At 28.1% G+C, this 20,640-nt stretch carries 18 protein-coding genes and 1 pseudogene; 14 read left to right on the top strand and 5 right to left on the bottom strand.

Annotated elements, in window-relative coordinates; translation table 11 throughout:
* Nucleotides 1–42 precede the first annotated feature (42 nt).
* From trxB to AVBRAN9333_RS05875, 4 genes are all read right to left on the bottom strand, one after another.
* Nucleotides 43–975, bottom strand: a complete 933-nt coding sequence (trxB, locus tag AVBRAN9333_RS05890) for a thioredoxin-disulfide reductase (protein ID WP_336609595.1) — start codon at nucleotides 973–975, stop codon at nucleotides 43–45.
* A gap of 59 nt (nucleotides 976–1,034) precedes the next feature.
* Nucleotides 1,035–2,345 carry a phosphoethanolamine transferase gene (locus AVBRAN9333_RS05885; protein ID WP_239803409.1) on the bottom strand — a complete coding sequence of 437 codons (1,311 nt, stop codon included), beginning with the start codon at nucleotides 2,343–2,345 and terminating at the stop codon, nucleotides 1,035–1,037.
* Between the two features lie 91 nt (nucleotides 2,346–2,436).
* On the bottom strand, nucleotides 2,437–2,691 hold the full coding sequence (locus tag AVBRAN9333_RS05880) for a hypothetical protein (RefSeq protein ID WP_214115806.1): 255 nt from the start codon (nucleotides 2,689–2,691) through the stop codon (nucleotides 2,437–2,439).
* Nucleotides 2,681–3,400, bottom strand: a complete 720-nt coding sequence (locus tag AVBRAN9333_RS05875) for a TerC family protein (protein ID WP_214120322.1) — start codon at nucleotides 3,398–3,400, stop codon at nucleotides 2,681–2,683. Before AVBRAN9333_RS05875 ends, AVBRAN9333_RS05880 begins: the two co-directional genes overlap by 11 nt.
* 61 nt (nucleotides 3,401–3,461) lie before the next feature.
* On the opposite strand from AVBRAN9333_RS05875, the gene aspA reads away from it, so the two are divergent.
* From aspA to AVBRAN9333_RS05805, 14 genes and pseudogenes are all read left to right on the top strand, one after another.
* Nucleotides 3,462–4,862 (top strand): aspartate ammonia-lyase, encoded by a 1,401-nt coding sequence (gene aspA, locus AVBRAN9333_RS05870; protein ID WP_336609594.1) that lies wholly within the window; start codon nucleotides 3,462–3,464, stop codon nucleotides 4,860–4,862.
* 1,086 nt (nucleotides 4,863–5,948) lie between these two features.
* Nucleotides 5,949–7,997: pseudogene (gene ccsA, locus AVBRAN9333_RS05865) on the top strand (cytochrome c biogenesis protein CcsA); the annotation flags it as partial.
* On the top strand, nucleotides 7,994–8,434 hold the full coding sequence (locus AVBRAN9333_RS05860; protein WP_214115802.1) for a hypothetical protein: 441 nt from the start codon (nucleotides 7,994–7,996) through the stop codon (nucleotides 8,432–8,434). The pseudogene ccsA and the gene AVBRAN9333_RS05860, both read left to right, overlap by 4 nt.
* A complete protein-coding gene (locus AVBRAN9333_RS05855; protein ID WP_336608438.1) occupies nucleotides 8,435–9,478 on the top strand; it encodes an LptF/LptG family permease in 1,044 nt (347 codons plus the stop codon).
* Nucleotides 9,479–9,496: 18 nt separating this feature from the next.
* Entirely contained in the window at nucleotides 9,497–10,708 is a 1,212-nt protein-coding gene (lysA, locus tag AVBRAN9333_RS05850; RefSeq protein WP_214115800.1) for a diaminopimelate decarboxylase, read from the top strand.
* A 4-nt stretch (nucleotides 10,709–10,712) separates the two neighbouring features.
* Entirely contained in the window at nucleotides 10,713–11,777 is a 1,065-nt protein-coding gene (pheA, locus tag AVBRAN9333_RS05845; RefSeq protein ID WP_214116008.1) for a prephenate dehydratase, read from the top strand.
* Nucleotides 11,774–13,462 carry a flagellar basal-body MS-ring/collar protein FliF gene (fliF, locus tag AVBRAN9333_RS05840; protein ID WP_214115799.1) on the top strand — a complete coding sequence of 563 codons (1,689 nt, stop codon included), beginning with the start codon at nucleotides 11,774–11,776 and terminating at the stop codon, nucleotides 13,460–13,462. The genes pheA and fliF overlap by 4 nt, the downstream gene beginning before the upstream one ends.
* A complete protein-coding gene (gene fliG / locus AVBRAN9333_RS05835; protein WP_214115798.1) occupies nucleotides 13,462–14,490 on the top strand; it encodes a flagellar motor switch protein FliG in 1,029 nt (342 codons plus the stop codon). The genes fliF and fliG overlap by 1 nt, the downstream gene beginning before the upstream one ends.
* Nucleotides 14,490–15,272, top strand: coding sequence for a FliH/SctL family protein (locus AVBRAN9333_RS05830; protein ID WP_214119882.1), 783 nt, complete (start codon nucleotides 14,490–14,492; stop codon nucleotides 15,270–15,272). The genes fliG and AVBRAN9333_RS05830 overlap by 1 nt, the downstream gene beginning before the upstream one ends.
* The gene (dxs, locus tag AVBRAN9333_RS05825) at nucleotides 15,262–17,067 is read left to right on the top strand and encodes a 1-deoxy-D-xylulose-5-phosphate synthase (RefSeq protein WP_214115796.1); all 1,806 of its coding nucleotides are present in this window, start codon (nucleotides 15,262–15,264) and stop codon (nucleotides 17,065–17,067) included. The genes AVBRAN9333_RS05830 and dxs overlap by 11 nt, the downstream gene beginning before the upstream one ends.
* Complete coding sequence (locus tag AVBRAN9333_RS05820) at nucleotides 17,064–17,573, top strand: phosphorylase family protein (RefSeq protein ID WP_214115795.1); 510 nt, start codon at nucleotides 17,064–17,066, stop codon at nucleotides 17,571–17,573. The genes dxs and AVBRAN9333_RS05820 overlap by 4 nt, the downstream gene beginning before the upstream one ends.
* Nucleotides 17,570–18,634: a 23S rRNA (adenine(2503)-C(2))-methyltransferase RlmN gene (gene rlmN, locus AVBRAN9333_RS05815; RefSeq protein ID WP_336609593.1), complete on the top strand. Its 1,065-nt coding sequence runs from the start codon at nucleotides 17,570–17,572 to the stop codon at nucleotides 18,632–18,634. Before AVBRAN9333_RS05820 ends, rlmN begins: the two co-directional genes overlap by 4 nt.
* Entirely contained in the window at nucleotides 18,615–19,472 is an 858-nt protein-coding gene (locus AVBRAN9333_RS05810) for a helix-turn-helix transcriptional regulator (RefSeq protein ID WP_214115793.1), read from the top strand. Before rlmN ends, AVBRAN9333_RS05810 begins: the two co-directional genes overlap by 20 nt.
* Nucleotides 19,472–19,846, top strand: a complete 375-nt coding sequence (locus tag AVBRAN9333_RS05805) for a hypothetical protein (RefSeq protein ID WP_336609592.1) — start codon at nucleotides 19,472–19,474, stop codon at nucleotides 19,844–19,846. The genes AVBRAN9333_RS05810 and AVBRAN9333_RS05805 overlap by 1 nt, the downstream gene beginning before the upstream one ends.
* A 4-nt stretch (nucleotides 19,847–19,850) precedes the next feature.
* Here AVBRAN9333_RS05805 and AVBRAN9333_RS05800 read toward each other — a convergent pair whose 3' ends face one another.
* Nucleotides 19,851–20,621 (bottom strand): DUF5718 family protein, encoded by a 771-nt coding sequence (locus AVBRAN9333_RS05800; RefSeq protein WP_214115791.1) that lies wholly within the window; start codon nucleotides 20,619–20,621, stop codon nucleotides 19,851–19,853.
* Between the last annotated feature and the right edge of the window lie 19 nt (nucleotides 20,622–20,640).

The raw sequence follows: 20,640 nt of genomic DNA, 5'->3' as shown, positions 1-20,640 counted from the left end.
CGTAAAAATCTTCATTAACTAATGCTAATTTGATTTTAGTTATCAATGTTTGCTCTCTAAATATGAAATTACGCCTAAAGCAGCATTAGCACCATCAGCTGCAGCACAAACAACTTGTCTTGGAGCATCTACTCTTAAATCTCCTGCAGCAAACAAGCCTTCAACACTCGTTCTCATTTTTAAATCAACCTTAACAGCATCTCCTATCATTTCGCATAAAAATGAGCCATCAGTTTGTTTTAATACTTCATTTCTTACATCAAGTCCTACGAAAGTAAATATCCCTGGAACTGCTAAATCTTTTTTGCTACCATCATTAAATACTATTTTAACGCCTGTAACTCCAGCATTATCTCCTACAACTTCTTCTACTTTAGCATTTAAAATGAACTCAATTTTTTCATTTTTCTTAGCTCTTTCAACGGTTGATGGAGCTGCACGAAAACCTTCTCTTCTGTGGATTAAATATACTTTAGAGCATAGATTAGCTAGATAAAGTGCTTCTTCAAGTGCAGTATCTCCACCACCTAAAACTGCAACTTCTTTTTTTCTATAAAACGCACCATCGCAAGTTGCACATGTGCTTACTCCACGACCAAAAAATTCATTTTCGCCTATAAAACCAGCTTTTTTAGGAGCTGCTCCTGTGCAAACTATAACAGCTTTAGCATCTTCGCTTGAATTATCAGAGAAAATTATTTTAAAATTCTCGCCATTTTTTTCAACTCTAATTACTTCTTTTTGCTCAATTTTTAGACCAAATCTAGTGCTTTGTTCACTCCAAGGTGCCATAAAGCTAATTCCATCCATTACGGTTGCAACGCCTGGGTAATTCTCCATCTCACTTGAGCTTGTGATTTGTCCGCCTGGCATAAATTTTTCATACATTACAACATTTTTAAGCCCACCACGAGTTGCATACAATCCCGCACTAAGACCAGCAGGGCCACCACCAATAATAGCTAAATCTAACATTTTATCTCCTAATTAATAATTTTTATTATTTAATAATAACTTTATTAAGTTAATCAAGTTTAAAATTTATTATACTTTAATTCGTTACCAAACAATCTAATTTTGTCTTTTTTATAATCACTTCTAAGTGGGCTTAAATAACTTTTATATTCAATAGGATAAATTCCTGTAATATCACAAATTAAATGTATTAAATCATCGCTCATAAAAGGCAAATCTTTAGCTTTATTTAAATCTTTTAATAGTTTTTTATGATTTTCTTCAAAAGAATTTGAATAAAGGATTATAAAAGGTATTTCAGCAGTAATTTTATCTAAAATATGCCCTAAAACAGATTTGCTTTTATCATCATATAAGCTTTCAGCATGGTCGCTTAAATAAATTATCAAACTATCATCATTTTTAAATATATCATAAATATTTTGGATTATATAATCAGTATAAAGTATGGAATTATAATATTCTGCTATGCTTTTTTTATCGCTTATATTAGTTTTAATATCGCTTTCATTAAATTTTGCAAATTCTTTAGGATAGCGTTTTTTGTAATTTCCGTGATTTCCTAAAAGATGAATTACTATGAAATTATTATCACTTAATTTTAGGTTTTTAATAATAGGCAATAAAACCCCATCATATTTTGCATAACTTAAAGTATCGCTAGAGCTCATATATTTATTTGTAAAATAAGAAAAATCACTCATAATACCAACACTAGCAGCATTATTTCCCCATTCGCTAATATAGTCTTGATTAGATATCCAAAAGGTTTTGTAATTTGCTAATTTGAATAAATTAATAATGTCTAAATTCTCATAAAATTTTCTTTCACTTAAATTATCTAAATTAGCAAAATTAAGTAATACACTCATTACTGGATTTGTAGAAGCATAAGGGGCAATAACATCAGAATAAATTATTTTATTTTTTATATTTATTAGATTAGGTGTGGTGTTTAATCCTTGCCCGTAGTCTTGATAAGCACTTCTTCTTGAGCTTTCTCCTATTATTAAAACTATATTTTTTATGTTTTCATTAGCTTTTAATTTTTCGTGATTATTAGCAATTTTTAAATAACTCTTTTGCATTATTTTAGAATTAATCAAAATATCATCTGTATAAATTAATTCTTTATTAAATTTAATAAAAGGAATATTTATATATCTACTAAAATCATATTTAATAGCTCTTCTTAAATCATTCCCAAAGCATACTACAAAGATTAAAATAATAAAAGCTATGTTTAATTTGTTATTTATTTTTATATTTATTTTAATTTTTAATAAAAATAAAGCCACAATCATAAAAATTAAAATTCCAAAGAATTTAAAATTAATATATATTGATACAAACTCAATACTTTCAGCCATATTTGTATTTAAAAATGCTTCTAAGAAACTTGGATTTAAAAAATTATTAAAATTAATTACTAAAAAAGATTGAATAAAGATTACAAAGAAATTATAAATTATTAAAAATCTTAAAATACCCCCCCCCATAAGGGATTTTAGATTTTAGAATATAGATTAGAAAATATACAAACAAGATTATAAAAATTAGCGTAACTGAAGTAGATTTTATATATTTTAAATCTTGAATAATGCCTTGATTTATAATCTTATTAGAAAACAATACTAAGCAAAAAATATTGCTTAGTGTAAAATATAAAAATATTCCAAAATGCTTTAAAACAAATTCAGTAAAATTATTCTTCATCTTTAGCCTTTTTTTGCAAGATATTTAGGGTTGTATTTACTATACTAAATGCTAAAGCAGTATAAATATATGCTTTATTTATATGAATATTTAAACCTTCAACTATTAAAACGCCACCAACTAAGACTAAAAATGTTAAAGCTAGAGTTTTTAATTCTTGGAATTTTTCTACTAAATCTCCAATCCATTTACTAGCAATCATCATAAACATCATAGCAATTATTACAGCTAATATCATAATACTAAGCTCATCAGCAATTCCTACCGCAGTAATTACACTATCTAAAGAAAAAATTATATCAATTAAAGCAATTTCAATTATTACAACAAAGAAATTTGAACTAGCCTTAAAATTACTATTATCACTATGCTCGTTTTTTTGCATTGATATTAGTTCTTTAATTGATTTAATTATTAAAAATATTCCCCCACCAATTAAGACAATATCTCTACCGCTAAAATCTTGACCTAAGATATTAAATAAAGGTTTTGTAAGTTTAACAAGCCAAAAGATACTAAATAAAAGTGCTATACGAGTTAGCATAGCAAAACCAAGTCCTAAAATACGGCCTTTATTTTGAAGGTGTTTTGGTAATTTACTTACTAAAATAGTAAGAAAAATAATATTATCTATACCTAAAACTATCTCAAGTAATACTAAAGTTACGAAAGATAATATGCCTTCTGAAGTGAAAATCCATTCAAACATAATTGTCCTTTTTATTGATTAAAAAATGCTATCCTAACCGAAATTTTTTAAAGGAGATTAAATGAGATTAGAACACGATTTTTTAGGTGAACTTGAAATTGCTGATGATATTTATTATGGAGTTCAGACCTTAAGAGCAGTGCAAAATTTTGACATTTCAGGAAAGCGTTTAAAGGACTTTCCAAGACTAATTATATCTTTTGCGAAAGTAAAAAAAGCAGCAGCTTTAGCTAATTATGAATTAGGCTTAATTAATGAAGAGATTAAAAACGCTATTTGTTTTGCTTGTGATGAATTAATAGCTGGAAAATATAAAGACCAATTCGTTGTAGATATGATACAAGGTGGTGCAGGAACTTCTACAAATATGAATGCAAATGAAGTTATAGCAAATATTGCTTTAGAAAAATTAGGGCATAAAAAAGGTGAGTATGAGTATTGCCATCCAAATGACCATGTGAATTTATCTCAAAGCACAAATGATGCTTATCCAACATCTTTAAGAGTTGCTTTATATGATTATTTAAGCGATTTAATGAAAGCTATGAATTATTTAAAAGCAGCTTATGAAAGAAAAGCAATTGAGTTTAAAGATATTATAAAAATGGGAAGAACCCAACTTCAAGACGCAGTTCCGATGACTTTAGGAAGAGAATTTAAAACTTTTGCTGTAATGCTTGGCGAAGATATACAAAGAGTTAGCGAAGCAAGAAGCTTAATTTTAGAAATTAACTTGGGTGCAACTGCTATTGGAACAGGAATTAATTCTCATCCTGATTATCCACCAATCGTTGCAAAACACCTTCAATACATAACAGGTGCAAATTTTGTAATAGCAGATGATTTAATAGAAGCTACACAAGATACAGGAGCTTTCGTTCAAATTAGTGGAGTTTTAAAAAGAGTTGCAACAAAATTAAGTAAAGTTTGTAATGATTTAAGATTGCTTTCTAGTGGCCCAAAATGTGGTTTAAATGAAATTAACTTACCAAAAATGCAACCAGGCTCATCAATTATGCCAGGTAAGGTAAATCCAGTTATCCCTGAAGTAGTAAATCAAGTGTGTTATTATGTAATTGGTGCTGATGTTAGCGTTACTTTAGCTTGCGAGGGCGGACAATTACAATTAAATGTATTTGAACCACTTGCAGCATATAGTTTATTAAATAGTATTTGTATGCTTGAGCGTTCTATGAAGACTTTAGCTGATAAATGTGTAGATGGTATCACAGCAAATAAACAAATATGCGAAGATTTTGTGATGAATAGTATAGGAATTGTAACCGCACTAAATCCTTATATAGGTTATGAAAATAGTGCAAGTATTGCAAAAGTTGCATTGCAAACGGGTGCAAGAGTTTATGATTTAGTTTTAGAGCGTAAATTAATGGATAAAGAAAAGCTTGATAAGATTTTAAGCCCTGAGTTTATGTTAAAGCCACATATGGGAGAAATTAAATAATATTTTGAAATAGGAATTTTAAATTCCTATTTCTTTAAAAGTAATAGATAATAATTTAATCTAAATAATAAAAATTATTATTTATTGCTTTTGTTTAAATTTAGCTAATTTTTTTTAGTTAAAATTTATCTTTAACAATCACAAGGAATAACAATGTATAAGATGATATCAAGTATGAAATTAAGCATAATTTTGTTTTTGTTGTTTGCTTTTGCTAGTGGTTTAGCAACTTTTATAGAAAGCAAATATGGAACTCCTACAGCTTGGGCTTTAATATATGCTAGCTGGTGGTTTGCTGCTATTCAGGTATTGCTAGGAATTAATTTATTTTTTGCAATATTTAGATATAAAATGTATGAAAAATTACCGCTTTTTATATTCCATCTTAGTTTTTTATTTATGCTACTTGGCTCGGCACTTACTAGGTATTATGGATTTGAAGGATATATTCATATAAGAGAAAATGAAACTTCAAATATAGTAAGCTCAAGAGAAGCATTTTTTAGTATTTCTGCTATGAAAGATAATAAATACTATTCAAGCGATGAGTTTAAATATATAAGCGTAATAGGTCATAATGATGTAGATATTAACTTAGATTTAGATGGCAAAATAGCTAATTTAAAATTAGAAAAAGTTATTTTACACGCAAAACCAGCTTATAAAGAAGAAATAGGCGGAAAACCTTTCGTATTATTAAATGTTTCAGGAGAGCAAGGCTCAAGTGCATTAGCTCTTGATGAAGGTAGATTTGTTGTATTAGGAGAAGTTGTAATAGCAAATAAAAAAGCTATTTCAATGAATGCTAAGCTTTTAGAATTTAACGAAAACAAAATTAAAGCGAATTTTGATTTAGAAATATTTGATGTTAAAAATAAGAAAAATATAAAATTATTAGCTGATAATGAATTTAGCCTTGATGATGGAATGGTAATTTCATTTGAAAATTATAAAATTGGATTTGATAAATTTTACAAAAATGGCGTTAAATACTACGAAGATAGCAAAGATAGCGAGTATCCAAATGCTTATTTAGTAAAAGTAACTTATGATAATGATAGTTTATACGCATATTTATTTGAAGGAGAAGGGCAAAAAATCACTCTAGCAAATCAAACTTTTAGCATATCTTATACTGCTAAATTACTTGAATTACCATTTAGCTTTACTTTAAACAAATTTGAATTAGAGCGTTATATGGCTTCAAATTCTCCGAAATCTTATGCAAGTTATATTAGAATAAATGATGATGAAAGTAAGGATTATAAGATTTATATGAATAATGTATTAGACCATAAAGGTTATAGATTTTATCAAAGCTCATACGATAAAGATGAGCTAGGAACTATTTTAAGTGTAAATCAAGACCCAGGCAAAATACCAACTTATATTGGATATTTATTATTAGGTATAGGATTATTTTTAAACTTGATTTACAAAAACTCACGCTTTATGATTTTAACAAAACGCTTAGCAAAAATGAGTTCATTAGTGCTTTTACTTAGTGCTTTAACTCCGCTTTTACATTCTGATGACATTAATGAAGCTATAGATAATGCTAATAAAAATCTAGCCCCAGTTAGCCTAGAAGAGCATGTAAAAGAATTAAGCGTTTTACCAGTTCAAAAAGACAATGGAAGAATAGCTCCATTTGGCTCATTAGCACTTGATTTAGTAAATAAAATTCATAAAACAAGCACTTATCAAGGCAAAGATGCAACAGAGCTTTTAATATGGATTATGAGTGATTTTAAAGACTTTTCTAAAGAAAAATTTATTTATCTAAGCAATCAAGAAATAAGAGATTTTTTAAATCTTGGCAAGGGTAAATATGCTAGTTTTTACGATTTTTTTCCAAATAATGTATATGCTTTAAAAGATGAAGTAGATAAAGCTTTAAGAACCAATCCAAACAAGCGTGGAACTTATGAAAAAGAATTATTAAAAGTTGATGAGCGTTTAAATCTTTTATATTACGCTTCTTTAGGTGGTTATGTAAGAGCTAGTTTTGAAGATGGTAAAGCTTTAAATGTTTTAGAAACTAGCAAACCTGATTTAAAAGCTTATTTTTTATCATTAATAAATGCAAATAAAGACAATAATTATGCTTTAAGCTCAAAGATTTTAAATGAGATTAAAGCTAGTCAAGGAACTAATATTGATGAAGCAAAATTTAAATTAGAAATTGCTTTTGATAAGGTAGGGATTTTTACAAAATTAAGCCCTGTTTATTTATTAGGTGGTTTGGTGCTATTAATTTTAGTATTTTCAAGAATGATTAGTGGTAAAACAAGTCTAAAAACTGCCTTTAAAATAGTTTATTATCTAAATATTTTAGTTTTCATAGTTCATACAATTGCACTTGCTATTAGGGGATATTTAAGTGGTCATGCACCTTGGTCAAATTCTTATGAAAGTTTATTGTATATTTCTTGGGCATTAAGCTTAAGTGGTATTGTATTTTCTAAAAAAAGTCCTATTTCATTATCACTTACATCAATTCTTGCAGCTATTGTTTTAATGGTAGCTCATCTTAGTTCAATTGACCCACAAATAGGCAATCTCGCACCTGTTTTACAAAGTTATTGGCTAACAATTCATGTTAGTATCATAACTGCTAGTTATGGATTTTTAGGTCTATGTGCTTTACTTGGAATTTTTGTATTAGTTTTATTTATTATGTTAGGAAAAAATAAAAAGCTAAATGAAAGAATAAAATCAAATATAAAAGAAGCTACAATGATTAACGAAATGGCTATGATTTTAGGCTTATCATTGCTTACTTTAGGCAATTTCTTAGGTGGTGTTTGGGCTAATGAATCTTGGGGAAGATATTGGGGCTGGGATAGTAAAGAAACTTGGGCTTTAGTATCTATTTTGGTTTATGCTGCAGTTTTACATATTAGAATGATTAAAGGAATAAATAATCAATTTACATTTGCAGTATGCTCTATGTTTGCATATTTGAGTATTATTATGACTTATTTTGGAGTGAATTACTTTTTAACAGGTATGCACTCATATGCTGCAGGAGAAGCTGCTAGCGTGCCTATTTATGCTTACATTAGCGTAGGAGTTATGGCGTTATTAGCGATTGTTGCAAGTAAAAATAAAAAGGAAGCAGAACTTTTATGAGAGATAATGTATTTATAATTGTCGGTGTAGTAGCTTTTTTAGTAATTATTGCTCTAGTTTTTTATTTTATAATCAAGAGCTCAAAAAATAAAGAAAATCAAATTCTTACACAAGAAAAGCAAGAAGTAGTCAAGAAAGTAAATGCTTTAGATGATTTGATAAAAGCAGCAAAGAGCGCAAAAACTCCAGCTGCTTTAAATAAAGTAGTTTTAGCGTTTTTACAAAGTCAAAGTCTTGAAAATAGAGCAAGTCTTACAACTTTAAGTGAAGATGCTAAAAAAAAATTAGGATTTATTAGTGTTGTTTGTGCTAACAAATGTGCTGAAGCAAAATTAATTGCTTTTTTAAATCACGAATTGGGTAAAAAATATCCAAGTTACAAAAGAGAAATAGATTTATATGAGAATTTAGGACTTGCAAGAAGAAGGATGAAGTAATTGAATAAACTTTATTTTAGGTATCTTGCTAGCCTTTATCTTAAAAATTGTTTAATTTTTATTATTGCTTTTGTAGGATTTTATTTATTTATAGATATTTTAATTAATTATAAAAAGCTGCATTTAAATACCAATATATTCTTATTATATATTGTATATACAATGCTTACAGCTTTTTATTATATATTGCCAATAGCTTTAATACTTGCTATGATTTTTACAAAAATATCTCTTATTAAAAAAAATGAATTTATAGCGTTTTATTCTTTAGGGCTTAGCAAAAACGCAAGTGTTAAGCCTATAATGTTTATAAGTTTAATAATAAGTTTTATCGCAATTTTTTTAAACTATACAAATATTGCTTATGCAGAAAACTATAAAAGCAATATTTTAAAATACGGATATTTAAGCAAAGAACAAATGGATTTGTTTTTTAAATATCAAGATGATTATATCTATATAAAAAGTTATGATAAATCTACAATGAATGATATTAAAATTATCAAAAAAACAAACAATGAAATATCTAAAATCATATTAGCAAAAAGAGCAAATTTTATTGATAATAATTGGGTTTTAGAAGACGCAAAAGTTATGGAATTTAAATTAGGAAATAATTTTGATGATACCTTTATAATTAATCAAAATTTAGAAAAAGAAATGATTTTAAAAGATTTTAACCCAAGTTTGCTTGATAATTTAGGCACTGATGATAGTTCTTTAAAAGACGCATTTTTTTATCTTAATAATTTTGAAGCTAATAAAAACATAGCAAGAGCTAGTATTTATAAGCAAAGTATATTTTTATTATATGCTCCATTTTTTATGCTTATAATTTTTTACAATATTCCTATTATGCCAAGATATAATGATTTAAATATCTATGCTTTAACATATACAAGTTTATCTTTATTAGTTTATGGAATTTTATTTTTACTATTAAGATTTGCTAGTAATGGTAGTATAAATCCTGAACTAGCTATTCTTTTGCCAATAAGCATAATTATTGTATATTCATTAATGAAGTTTAATAAAAATAAGTGATTATAAAAGGAGCAAAAAATGGACTTTTTAAAACTTGCAAATGGTATTAATACACCTTTTTATTTGTATGATTTTAACGAGATTGAAAATAGATTTAATAGTATTAAAAAAGCATTTAGTGGAGCTAAAAATAATATTTTTTACGCGGTTAAGGCTAATTCAAATTTATCTTTATTAAAGTTTTTAGCGAATTTGGATAGTGGATTTGATTGTGTTAGTGCTAATGAGATTAGAAGAGCTTTAAAAGTAGGTGCTAAACCTTATAAAATAATTTTTAGTGGGGTTGGTAAAAGTGCAAGTGAATTAGAATTTGCAATAGAGCAAAAAATACTTTATATAAATGTAGAAAGTAGTGCTGAATTAGAGCTTTTAGAAAGTATTGCAAAGAGCAAAAACCAAGTAGTAAATATAAGTATTCGTGTAAATCCTAATATAGATGCAAAAACTCATCCTTATATTTCAACAGGTCTTAAAGAAAACAAATTCGGAGTTAGCCTAGATAATGCTAGGGCTATGTTTTTAAAAGCACATAAATCAGATTATTTAAATCCTGTAGGAGTTCATTTTCATATAGGTTCAAATATCTTAGAATTAAGTAGTATTATCCAAGCTGCTATTTTGGTAGAAAAATTTATAAAAGAGCTAAATACCGCAGGGCTAAATATTAAGTTTTTTGATATTGGTGGCGGAGTTGGTATTAAATACAAAAATGATGAAATCGAGCCTAATTTAGATGAGTTTGCACATATGATTAAAAATATTGCAAAAGCACAAGATTTGACAATTTGCTGTGAGCCAGGTCGTTATATTGTAGGAAATGCAGGTTATTTAGTAAGCAAGGTTTTATATGAAAAAATTAACGAAGGAAAAAGATTTGTAATATGCGATGCTTCTATGTGTGAACTAATTCGCCCAAGTTTATACGAAGCATATCACGAGATTTTAAGCTTTCCTAGTGTAAATAAGCTAAACGAAAGTAGTAAGGCTGATTTAGTTGGTGGAGTTTGTGAAAGTGGAGATTTCTTAGCAAAAGATATAGTTTTACCACCTTTAATGGCAAATGATTTAGTAGTTATTAAAAGTTCAGGAGCTTACGGATTTGTAATGAGCTCAAATTATAATTCAAGAACAAAGGTTGCTGAATATTCTTTATATAACAATGAGTTAAAATTAATAAATAAAGCTCAAAGTTTTGATGAATTAATAGCTAATGAATTATCTTGTTTGTGAGTATATTATGAATTTAGAAGAAATTAGACAAAATATAAATAAAATTGATGATGAAATAATTAAATTATTAAATCAAAGAATGGAATTTGTAAAGCAAGTTGGTATTTTAAAACATAATGAAGGTAGTCCAATTTATCGTCCTGTAAGAGAAAACGAGATAATAAATAGACTAAGTGAAAATAGCAAAGGCTTATTAGAAAAAGACGCAATTAAAGCAATTTATCAAGAGATTTTTGCAATTTCAAGAAATCTTGAATTACCACAAAGAGTTGCGTTTTTAGGTCCAATTGGCACTTATACTCATCAAGCAGCAAGATTGTGGTTTGGAGCGCTTAGTGAATATATTGAGATTGCTACTATTGAAGATGTTTTTGTTAGTTTAAATAACGATGAAGTATCTTATGCAGTAGTTCCTATAGAAAACAATACAGAAGGTGGAGTTGGAGCTACTCTTGATTGTCTTGCAAAATACGATGATATTTTGATTTTTGCTGAAAATTATTTAGATATTCATCATTCATTCGCAAGCACAACTGATGATATAAGAGATATTAAAGTGATTTTTTCTCATCCACAAGGCTATAATCAGTGTAAAAAATTCTTAGAAGCTCATAATATTTTAGACATTGAGTTTGTCCCTACAAAAAGCACAGCTGCTGCTGCAAAATTAGCAAAAGATACGCCAAACTCAGCTGCAATTTGTTCAAAAATTGCAGCAAAACTAAGTGATTTGCCTTTAATGTTTGAGTGTATTGAAGATAATAAGGCAAATAAAACTAGATTTTTAGTGCTTAGCAAACATTCTTGCGAAAAATCAAGCAATTCTAAAACATCAATTCTAGCAAATACAGCACATAAAGCAGGTGCTTTAGTTGATTTGCTTAATGAGTTTAAAGAAGCAAATATCAACTTAACTAAAATTGAATCAAGACCTTTAAAGAAAAAAGAATTTGAATATAGTTTTTTTATTGATTTTGATGGACATATTGATGATTTGAATGTGCAAAAAATCTTAAAAAATAAAACAAATATAAAATGGCTTGGCTCATATTTAAAGAATGATAAATGATTAAGCAATTTTTACAAGGAATAGGCAAGTTCTATTCAGGTTTAGAAAAAAAACAAAAACTAACTATATTAGCAGCCATCATTGCAACCGTTGCTTTTATAGTTTTTTTACTCGTATATAATTCTGGTAATAATAAAAACTACTCTGGATATTCTGTTTTATTTGATGAATTAGATACTAAAAATTCAGCTGCAGTTGTGTCAATATTAGAAAAAAATCAGATAAATTATATTTTAAAAGATGAAAGCACCATTTTAGTTCCAAGTGCTGATGTTTATAAGCAGCGTTTAGAAGTGGCAAGTGCTGGAATTTTAAAGGATAATAAAGTAGGTTTTGAGATTTTTGATAAACAAGAATTTGGAGCTACTGATGAAGAACAAAAAATCAAGTTTAAAAGAGCTTTAGAAGGCGAATTAGCAAGAACAATTGAGAGCCTAAATCCTATTAATAAAGCTGCAGTTCATATTGCTTTTGGTAAAGAATCTTTATTTGTAAAAGAAAAAGAGCCACCAACAGCTTCAGTAGTTTTAAATATTAAAATGGGTATGAAATTAGGTCAAAAACAAGTTTTAGGGATTAAAAATTTAATAGCATCATCAGTAGCTGGTTTAAGTGTTGAGAATGTTAAAATAATTGACCAAAATGGAGTTAATTTAGGTGCTGATGAAGTAGGGCTTGATGTAGATGAATTAAACGCACAAATAAATTATAAAAAAGAATATGAAAATTCATTAGAGCAAAAGATTATAAATGTTTTAGCACCTGTTCTTGGTGGTTGGGATAGAGTTGTTGCTAGAGTTAATGCTGATTTTAATTTTGATAAGGCAAATAGTCAAAGTGAAGTGTTTGACCCAAATTCAGTCGCTAGAAGTGAGCAAAGTTTAGAAGAGAAAAAAGAAGGCAAAAAAGGCAAAGAAGTAGGCGGAGTGCCAGGAGCAATATCAAATATTGGACCTGTTCAAGGCATTGAAGATGGAGAAAATAAAGAAAGTTATAGCAAAAATCAAAGCACAATTAATTATGAAATATCTAAAAAAATTACAACCATCAAAGGTCAATTTGCAACCTTAAATAGAATTAGTGCAGCAGTAGTAGTAGATGGAAAATACGAAATTGATGAAAATGGCGAAGTAAAATATGTAGCAATTAGCGATGATGAGCTTAAAAAATTACAAGGTTTGGTAAAAAACGCAATAGGATTTAATGATACTAGAGGAGATAGTGTTAGTGTTGATAATATTAGATTTAATAATATTAAAGCTCCAGTTCCACCATCAATTAAAATTACTAATTTCTTAGAAAGCTATATAATGCCGTTTATCCCACCTGCAAAATATATTTTTGCTATGGTGTTAATGTTTATATTTTATAAAAAGGTTATATCTCCGTTTATTAAGAAAATGCTTGAGGATAAGGTATTTACACCTGAAGAATTAGAAGAAATTAGGCGTGAAGAAGGTGCTGATGATGAAGAAGATGCGATAGAAAAATACCAACAAGCTAAGAAAAGAGTTGAAGAACAACTTGGAATTGACGCTGGATTTAGTGAAGATGAATTACAATATGATATTTTACTTGAAAAATTAAAAACTATTAGCACAGAAAAAAGTGATGAGGTTGCTATGCTATTTAAAAGTTTATTAAAAAACGATGCTGAATTTAATCAATCTCAAAAGGAAATGTAATGGCAAATTTAAGCAACGAACAAAAAAGCTTATATAATGATTTAAGTATTTTAGAAAAAATTGCAATATTTTTGGTTCTAATGGGAGAAGAGCCAAGCACACTAATATTTTCAAATCTTGATACAGATATGGTAATTGAAATCACAAAATATATTGCAAGTGCAAAGCAAGTCGATAGAGCAGTAGCTACTGCTGTATTAGAAGAATTTCACGCTTTACTTAAGTCAAATCAGTATATTAAAAATGGTGGTTTGGAATTTGCTAAAGAGATTTTATACAATACTTATGGGATTGAAGAAGCTGAAAAAATCTTATCAAAATTAGCAAAAACTTTAGATGGAAATCAAGCATTTTCTTATCTTAGCAATATTAAACCTCAACAATTAGCTGACTTTATCGTAAATGAATATCCACAAACAATAGCTTTAATTATTGCACATATGGAGCCTACTAGAGCAGCTGAGACTTTAGAGTTTTTTGAAGATAATTTAAGAAGTGAAGTAATCCATAGAATTGCTACTTTAGGTGATATTAGCCCAAGTATTATTAAAAGAGTTTCAACCGTTTTAGAGAGTAAATTACAATCTCTTACATCTTATAAAGTTGAAGTTGGAGGGACTAGAGCAGTTGCTGAAGTGCTTAATCGTCTAGGTCAAAAATCAAGCAAATCAACTATTGCATATTTAGAGCAAACTGATGAAAAACTTGCAACTACTATTAAAGATATGATGTTTACTTTTGATGATATTACTAAATTAGGCACAACAGCAATTAGAGAGATATTAAAAGTAGCTGATAAAAAAGATTTAATGATAGCTTTAAAAGGAAGCACGGAAGATTTAAAAGGTATGTTTTTATCTAATATGAGCCAAAGAGCAGCAGAGAGTTTTAATGAAGAAATGGGATTTTTAGGTGCTGTTAGGGTAAAAGATGTAGAAGAAGCACAAAGAAAAATCGTTGAAGTTGTTCAAAAGCTTAATGAAAGTGGAGTAATACAATTAGGCGAAAGTGATGAGATGATAGAATGATGAAAACTATTATTGATAATAAAGCCAAAGAGCATCATATTCAAAATTATAAATTTAAAATTCTAAGCTCGTTTGATACCGATACAAGTGAAGAGCAGCTTAGTGAAGTTATTGAAACTCCACAAGAAATAAAAGAAGAGCCTGTAATAATTAAAGAAATTACTCCGCCACCACCACCGCCACCAAATCCAATCAATGAAGAAATGCTTAAAAAAATGGAAACTTTAAGCGATAATGTAGTAAAACTTCAAATGAAACTTGAAAAACAAGAAGAAGAATTTGAAAAAAGACTTTTAAATGAGATTGAAATAGCTAAAAAAAACGCTTATGAAGAAGGTTTAAACGCAGGTAAATCTCAAAACGAAGATAAAATAAACGAGCTTAGTATAAATGTATCAAATAGTATTAAAAAGCTTGAAAATAAATGCCAAGAATTAAGTGATTTTTGTGAAAAAACAAAAAGCGATTTAAACGAAGCTGCTTATTTAATAGCTAAAGAAGTAGTAAATAAAGAGCTAGAAACAAGTTCAGCAAAAATTGCTCTAGCTTATGCAAATACGATAATGCAAGGAATTGATAAAAGCATTAAGATTAAAATCAGCGTAAATCCTAAGGATTTTGATTATTTAAATAAAGAATTAAGTTCAAATAGGATTGAAATCTTAGCTGATGATGCTATTAATAAGGGTTGTTTGATTATTAATTCAGATACATTAAATACTCAAATTAACTTAAAAGAAAGATTAGCACAAGCAAGGAGTATGATATTAGATGAAGCGTAAAATTGAAAATATCAAAAGCCTTAATGAAAACGAATTAAAAGAATTATGTAGTGATATAAGAGCTACAATCATTGAGCAAGTTAGCAAAAACGGCGGTCATTTATCGTCTAATTTAGGCGTGGTTGAACTAAGCGTTGTTCTTCATCATTTATTTGATATAAAGGAAAATCCTTTAATTTTTGATGTATCTCATCAATGCTACGCACATAAAATATTAACAAATAGGAATTTAGAAAATCTAAGACAATTTAATGGAATTAGTGGTTATACCGAGCCAAATGAGAGCGAGTATGATTTTTTTATAGCAGGGCATTCATCTACTTCAATATCTCTTGCAACGGGGGTTGCAAAGGCTTTTAGTCTTAATAAAAAAGATGCAATTCCAATTGCTATTATTGGTGATGGGGCGATGGGCTGTGGATTAGCCTATGAAGCTTTAAATGAATTAGGAGATAGAAAATATCCAAGTATTATTATCTTAAATGATAATAAAATGAGTATTAGTAAGCCTATTGGTGCGGTTTCAAGATTTTTATCAAAAAGTTTATCAAGTCCAATTTATCAAAAATTTAAAAAAGGCGTTGAAGCAATGCTTGAATACTTGCCTGAAGGTGCTAGATATACTGCAAAAAGATTTGAAGATGGATTTAAATTAATCACTCCTGCTGGAATGTTTTTTGAAGAATTAGGACTTGAATATATTGGCCCAATTGATGGGCATAATATTGCTGATTTAATAACCGCATTAAATCTAGCAAAAAGTCTTAAAAAGCCTGTATTATTGCATATTCAAACAATCAAAGGCTATGGTTATGAGTATTCTTTAAATGATGAAGGTAGTTGGCACGGAGTTGGGGCTTTTGATATAAAAACAGGTAAGAGTTTAAGTAGCTCAAAAAAACCTAGTGCAACGGCAATTTTTAGTGATATTTTAGATGAACTAGCAAGTAAAAATGAAAAAATAGTAGGTCTTAGTGCAGCTATGCCAAGTGGCACAGGAATTGATAAATTAATAGCAAAATATCCTAATAGATTTTATGATGTAGGAATAGCAGAAGCTCACGCAGTAACTTCAATGGCTGCTATGAGTAAATGTGGTTTTATGCCTGTTGTAGCTATTTATTCAACTTTTTTGCAAAGAGCTTATGATAGTTTAATTCACGATTGTGCAATACTTAATCTTAATATGGTTTTTGCACTTGATCGTGCAGGGATTGTAGGAAATGATGGCAAAACTCATCAAGGAGCTTTTGATATTTCATATATATCTTGCATACCTAATTTTAAAATTTGTGCTCCAACGAATGCTAAAAGTTTTAAATTATTGCTTGAATACGCTACAAGTAAAGTTGGGCTAATTGCTATTCGCTATCCAAGGGGAAGTTTTGCTTTAGATGAGAGCTATGAGCCAAGTTTAAAAACTCATTTTATTAAAAATGTAAATTCTAATATAAGCTTTTTAGGTTTTGGAGAAGGCGTTGCAAAAGCTTTAGCAGTTAGTGAAGAAATCAATGCAAATGTAATTGATTTAGTATTTGCTAAACCACTTGATAAAGAGTTTTTATTAAATCTTGCTAAGAGTTCAAAAGAATGGCATATTTTTAGCGAAAGTGCAAAAATAGGCGGATTAAATTCTATAATTTCTAGCTTTTTAAAAGAATATGATTTAGACATTAAATTAATATCTTATGAATACGAAGATGAGTTTATAACTCACGGAAATACAAATGAAGTTATGCAAAGCTTAGGGCTTGATGCAAAAAGTATTATAAATAAAATTAAAGGCAATAAATGATAGTTAGTGCAGGAATAAGTGAGATTTATGATTACGCAGAGCCTATTGGATTAGGTAGTAATTGCGCTATAAAACTTAGCGAATTAATACTTAAAAAGCAGCCAAAAAGATTGATTTTCATAGGTTCAATGGGGCTTTATACTAAAGAAATTGAGCTTTTTAGCGTAAATGAGTTTAAAAGTGCTGTAAATATTGAATTAGCTATGTTAGATGATTTAGTTTATACCCCTATGAAAACTAATGAAGTTTCTAATTTAAATTCTTCTAATTATATTTGTAAAAATTACGAATACGCTAAGAAAATGAATGAAAAATACGGGATATTAGGCGAAAATATGGAGTGTTTTAGTTTTTTTGCGACTGCTAATTATTATAAAATCCCAGCTAGTGCAATTTTAGTAGCGACTAATTATTGTGATGAATTCGCACACGAAGAATATATAAAAAACATAGCAAAAGCTAATGAAATACTAGAAAATTACTTAGAAAACAAAGGACTTTTATGAAAGAATTATTAGATTTTTTACCAGAAGAATATAACCTTAGTCCAAAATATCTAAATAATGAATTAGCAAAATTTGTATATCAAAAATATATAAATGATTTTAGCAAAGCTACAAGTTTATCAAAAGCTCTAAGAGAGCAATTAAAAAATGAATTTAACATTATGCCACTTAGCTTAAAAATAGCTCAAACAAGCATTGATGGGAGTATTAAATTCTTATTTTCCTTACACGATAATCACACAATAGAAAGCGTTTTGCTACCTATGAAAAAAGAAAGAATAGAAAATGGTGTGAAAAAAAGTGCAAAATACACTATTTGTATAAGTAGCCAAGTAGGTTGCAAAAGTGGTTGTGCCTTTTGTTTAACTGGCAAAAGTGGGCTTATTAGAAATCTTAGCACAGCTGAAATAGTAGCTCAAGTATTATTTATCAAAAAATACGCAAAAATTCCTTATGAGCAAGGTATTAATATAGTTTTTATGGGTATGGGAGAGCCACTTGATAATTTAAAAGCAGTTAGCAAGGCTATTAAAATCTTTTCTCATAACGATACTCTAGCAATATCACCACGCCGTCAAACAATCTCAACAAGTGGTCTTGCAAAGCAAATTGAAGAATTAGGCAAGATGAATTTAGGTGTATTACTTGCAATTTCGCTTCACGCTGTAAATGATACTTTAAGAGATGAATTAATGCCTATTAATAAGGCTTATAATATTGAAAGTGTTTTAAATGCGGTAAGGAATTTCCCAATAGATGCTAGAAAAAGAGTGCTATTTGAATATTTATGTTTAGGTGGGATTAATGATGATTTAAGCCACGCAAAGGCTTTAGTAAAATTACTACACGGAATAAAAGCTAAGATAAATTTAATTTATTTTAACCCACACGAAGGCAGTATCTATAAACGCCCAAGTGAAGAAAAAGTAATTGCTTTTAGAGATTATTTACAAGCACACGGACAAAACGCTACCATTAGACAAAGCAAAGGGCTTGATATTAGTGCAGCGTGCGGGCAATTAAGAAATAACGAGGATGAAAATGCAAAAACCATCATATAGAATAGCTCAAATATTAGTAAGACTTTATAATGAAGAGATATTAAATAAGCACGATTTAGCTGAAGAATTTGGAGTAAATGCTAAGACTATTCAGCGTGATATTAATGAAAGATTATCAAAATTACCAATAATTGCTAGAAGAAATGGGGATTATAGTTTAGATAAAGCTTATATTAAAAGCAATCACGAAGAGATTAGAAAACTTATAAAAATATTTGATATTACTATGCTTCCAACAAGGCTTAGCGATGAGTTTTTAAACAATCTTTTTACTCAAAAAGAACTACCAATTACTAATATTAAAAATAACGAAATTGATGATATTAGTAGTGTTTATGAGAGCTTAACTAATGCGATTTTAAATAAGGTAAAAATTAAAATAACTTATAATGCAAAAGAAAGAATTCTAATGCCTTATAAATTAGTAAATCATCAAGATATTTGGTATTTATTAGCTTGTGAAGAAGCTGAACTTAAAAGCTTTACTTTATATAAAATCAAAAATTTATTAATCACACAAGAAGAATTTATCCCAAATGAAAGCACACAAGAGCTGATTAACAATAATTCAAGTAGTTTTATATCAAATAATATTACAAATGTTATTTTAGAATTAGATTGTGTTGCTAAAGAATATTTTTTAAAAAGAGCAATATTAAAAAATCAAAGAATAATCTCAAGCCATTTAGATAAAATCATAATAGAAACAGAAACAAGCTATGAAGATGAGATTATTAGGCTGGTTTTTAAGTGGATTCCACATATTAAAATTCTTGAGCCAAAAAGCTTAGCAAATGAGTGCAAGGCTAGAATTAAAGAATATTTAAAGAATATATAATGCAAAAGCAAAAGATATTTGAAATAATTTGTAATGAGTGCAAAGAAAAGCAAATTAGCATAGTAAATATTGAAGGATTTAGCATAATAAACGAAGAGATTTTTTGTCTAAAAAGCTCAAATAAGATTTCTTATAATGATTTAAGATATATTGATTTTGCTTATATTTTATTAGAAATTAACACTAAAAATAGTTTAATAAATGCTTTTAGTATAGCTGCAAAATTAGTAAGCGATGATTATGGAGAACATAAAGAATTATTAAAAAAATGCTTTTTGCTCTTAGATGATACAACACATTTTAAAGACCTTGAAAAATGCTTAATAATGTTGCAATTAAAAGAAAGTTACGATAAGTTAGAAGATAAATTCTAGTAAATTATTTACTAGAATTATTGCTTTTTACTATTTGATGAAGGCAAGAGCCATCTTTAACATTTATAAATTCATCATTTTTAGAAATAGCTACAAAGATTTCATCATTATTTTTTAAATAGTGTTTTTCTCCAAAAGGAGTATAAGATAAAGCACCTAAACATATCAATAAATTTGCAGGCTTACTAGCTATTAAAGGTCTTATATCTTCAAGGGTTGCTATGTCTATTTGATTATTTATAGTATCAATTAGCCAAGTGATTAATGTATTTGAATAATAAAAATAATTTTTTATATAATCTTCGTTTGCGTATTTTATTATCTCATTATCTCTTTTTAAATAGCAATGGATTTTATAATCATTTAATTCATCAAGATTATTTAAAGGAACTAAATTCCCAATACCTTTACTAGCAGTTGAGAAGTTCTTTTTAGAAGATATTTTATTTTCATTTACTCTTTTACTAGCGTCATTAAACGCTGCATAAAATTGTGGTTTTAAATCACTTAGTTTATCATTTTCATAAAAAGCTTTAAAAATTACACATAATTCAGGCTCAATTTGAACAAAATCTCCATCTAAAATAAGCTCATTTTCACTAATACAAAATCTCTTTAAATATTCTTTATCACTATCTTTAGAGTAGAATGGAAACACACCTTTAGGTGCAAAATCACTTGTATGTAATTCAGTAAAATCTTTAGCTTCGTTAGCTTGATTTAAATGATTAGGAACATTTCCTATCACACCTAAGCATAAATAGTCTTTAAACATTATTTTTCCTTAAATTGAA

It is taken from the genome of Campylobacter sp. RM9333 (genome assembly GCF_020137705.1).
In the GTDB taxonomy this organism is placed as follows: Bacteria; Campylobacterota; Campylobacteria; order Campylobacterales; family Campylobacteraceae; genus Campylobacter_E.
Note: the sequence above shows the minus strand (reverse complement) of the source record. Positions and strands in the feature narration are given on the sequence as shown.

Excerpts from the sequence above, each read along its gene's own strand:
- lysA (WP_214115800.1), top strand. The coding sequence starts at position 9,497 with ATGGACTTTTTAAAACTTGCAAATGGTATTAATACACCTTTTTATTTG.
- AVBRAN9333_RS05885 (WP_239803409.1), bottom strand. The coding sequence starts at position 2,345 with ATGGCTGAAAGTATTGAGTTTGTATCAATATATATTAATTTTAAATTC.
- trxB (WP_336609595.1), bottom strand. The coding sequence starts at position 975 with ATGTTAGATTTAGCTATTATTGGTGGTGGCCCTGCTGGTCTTAGTGCG.
- AVBRAN9333_RS05820 (WP_214115795.1), top strand. The coding sequence starts at position 17,064 with ATGATAGTTAGTGCAGGAATAAGTGAGATTTATGATTACGCAGAGCCT.
- aspA (WP_336609594.1), top strand. The coding sequence starts at position 3,462 with ATGAGATTAGAACACGATTTTTTAGGTGAACTTGAAATTGCTGATGAT.
- AVBRAN9333_RS05805 (WP_336609592.1), top strand. The coding sequence starts at position 19,472 with ATGCAAAAGCAAAAGATATTTGAAATAATTTGTAATGAGTGCAAAGAA.
- AVBRAN9333_RS05830 (WP_214119882.1), top strand. The coding sequence starts at position 14,490 with ATGAAAACTATTATTGATAATAAAGCCAAAGAGCATCATATTCAAAAT.
- AVBRAN9333_RS05810 (WP_214115793.1), top strand. The coding sequence starts at position 18,615 with ATGCAAAAACCATCATATAGAATAGCTCAAATATTAGTAAGACTTTAT.
- fliG (WP_214115798.1), top strand. The coding sequence starts at position 13,462 with ATGGCAAATTTAAGCAACGAACAAAAAAGCTTATATAATGATTTAAGT.
- AVBRAN9333_RS05875 (WP_214120322.1), bottom strand. The coding sequence starts at position 3,400 with ATGTTTGAATGGATTTTCACTTCAGAAGGCATATTATCTTTCGTAACT.
- AVBRAN9333_RS05880 (WP_214115806.1), bottom strand. The coding sequence starts at position 2,691 with ATGAAGAATAATTTTACTGAATTTGTTTTAAAGCATTTTGGAATATTT.
- fliF (WP_214115799.1), top strand. The coding sequence starts at position 11,774 with ATGATTAAGCAATTTTTACAAGGAATAGGCAAGTTCTATTCAGGTTTA.
- dxs (WP_214115796.1), top strand. The coding sequence starts at position 15,262 with ATGAAGCGTAAAATTGAAAATATCAAAAGCCTTAATGAAAACGAATTA.
- AVBRAN9333_RS05860 (WP_214115802.1), top strand. The coding sequence starts at position 7,994 with ATGAGAGATAATGTATTTATAATTGTCGGTGTAGTAGCTTTTTTAGTA.
- AVBRAN9333_RS05800 (WP_214115791.1), bottom strand. The coding sequence starts at position 20,621 with ATGTTTAAAGACTATTTATGCTTAGGTGTGATAGGAAATGTTCCTAAT.
- rlmN (WP_336609593.1), top strand. The coding sequence starts at position 17,570 with ATGAAAGAATTATTAGATTTTTTACCAGAAGAATATAACCTTAGTCCA.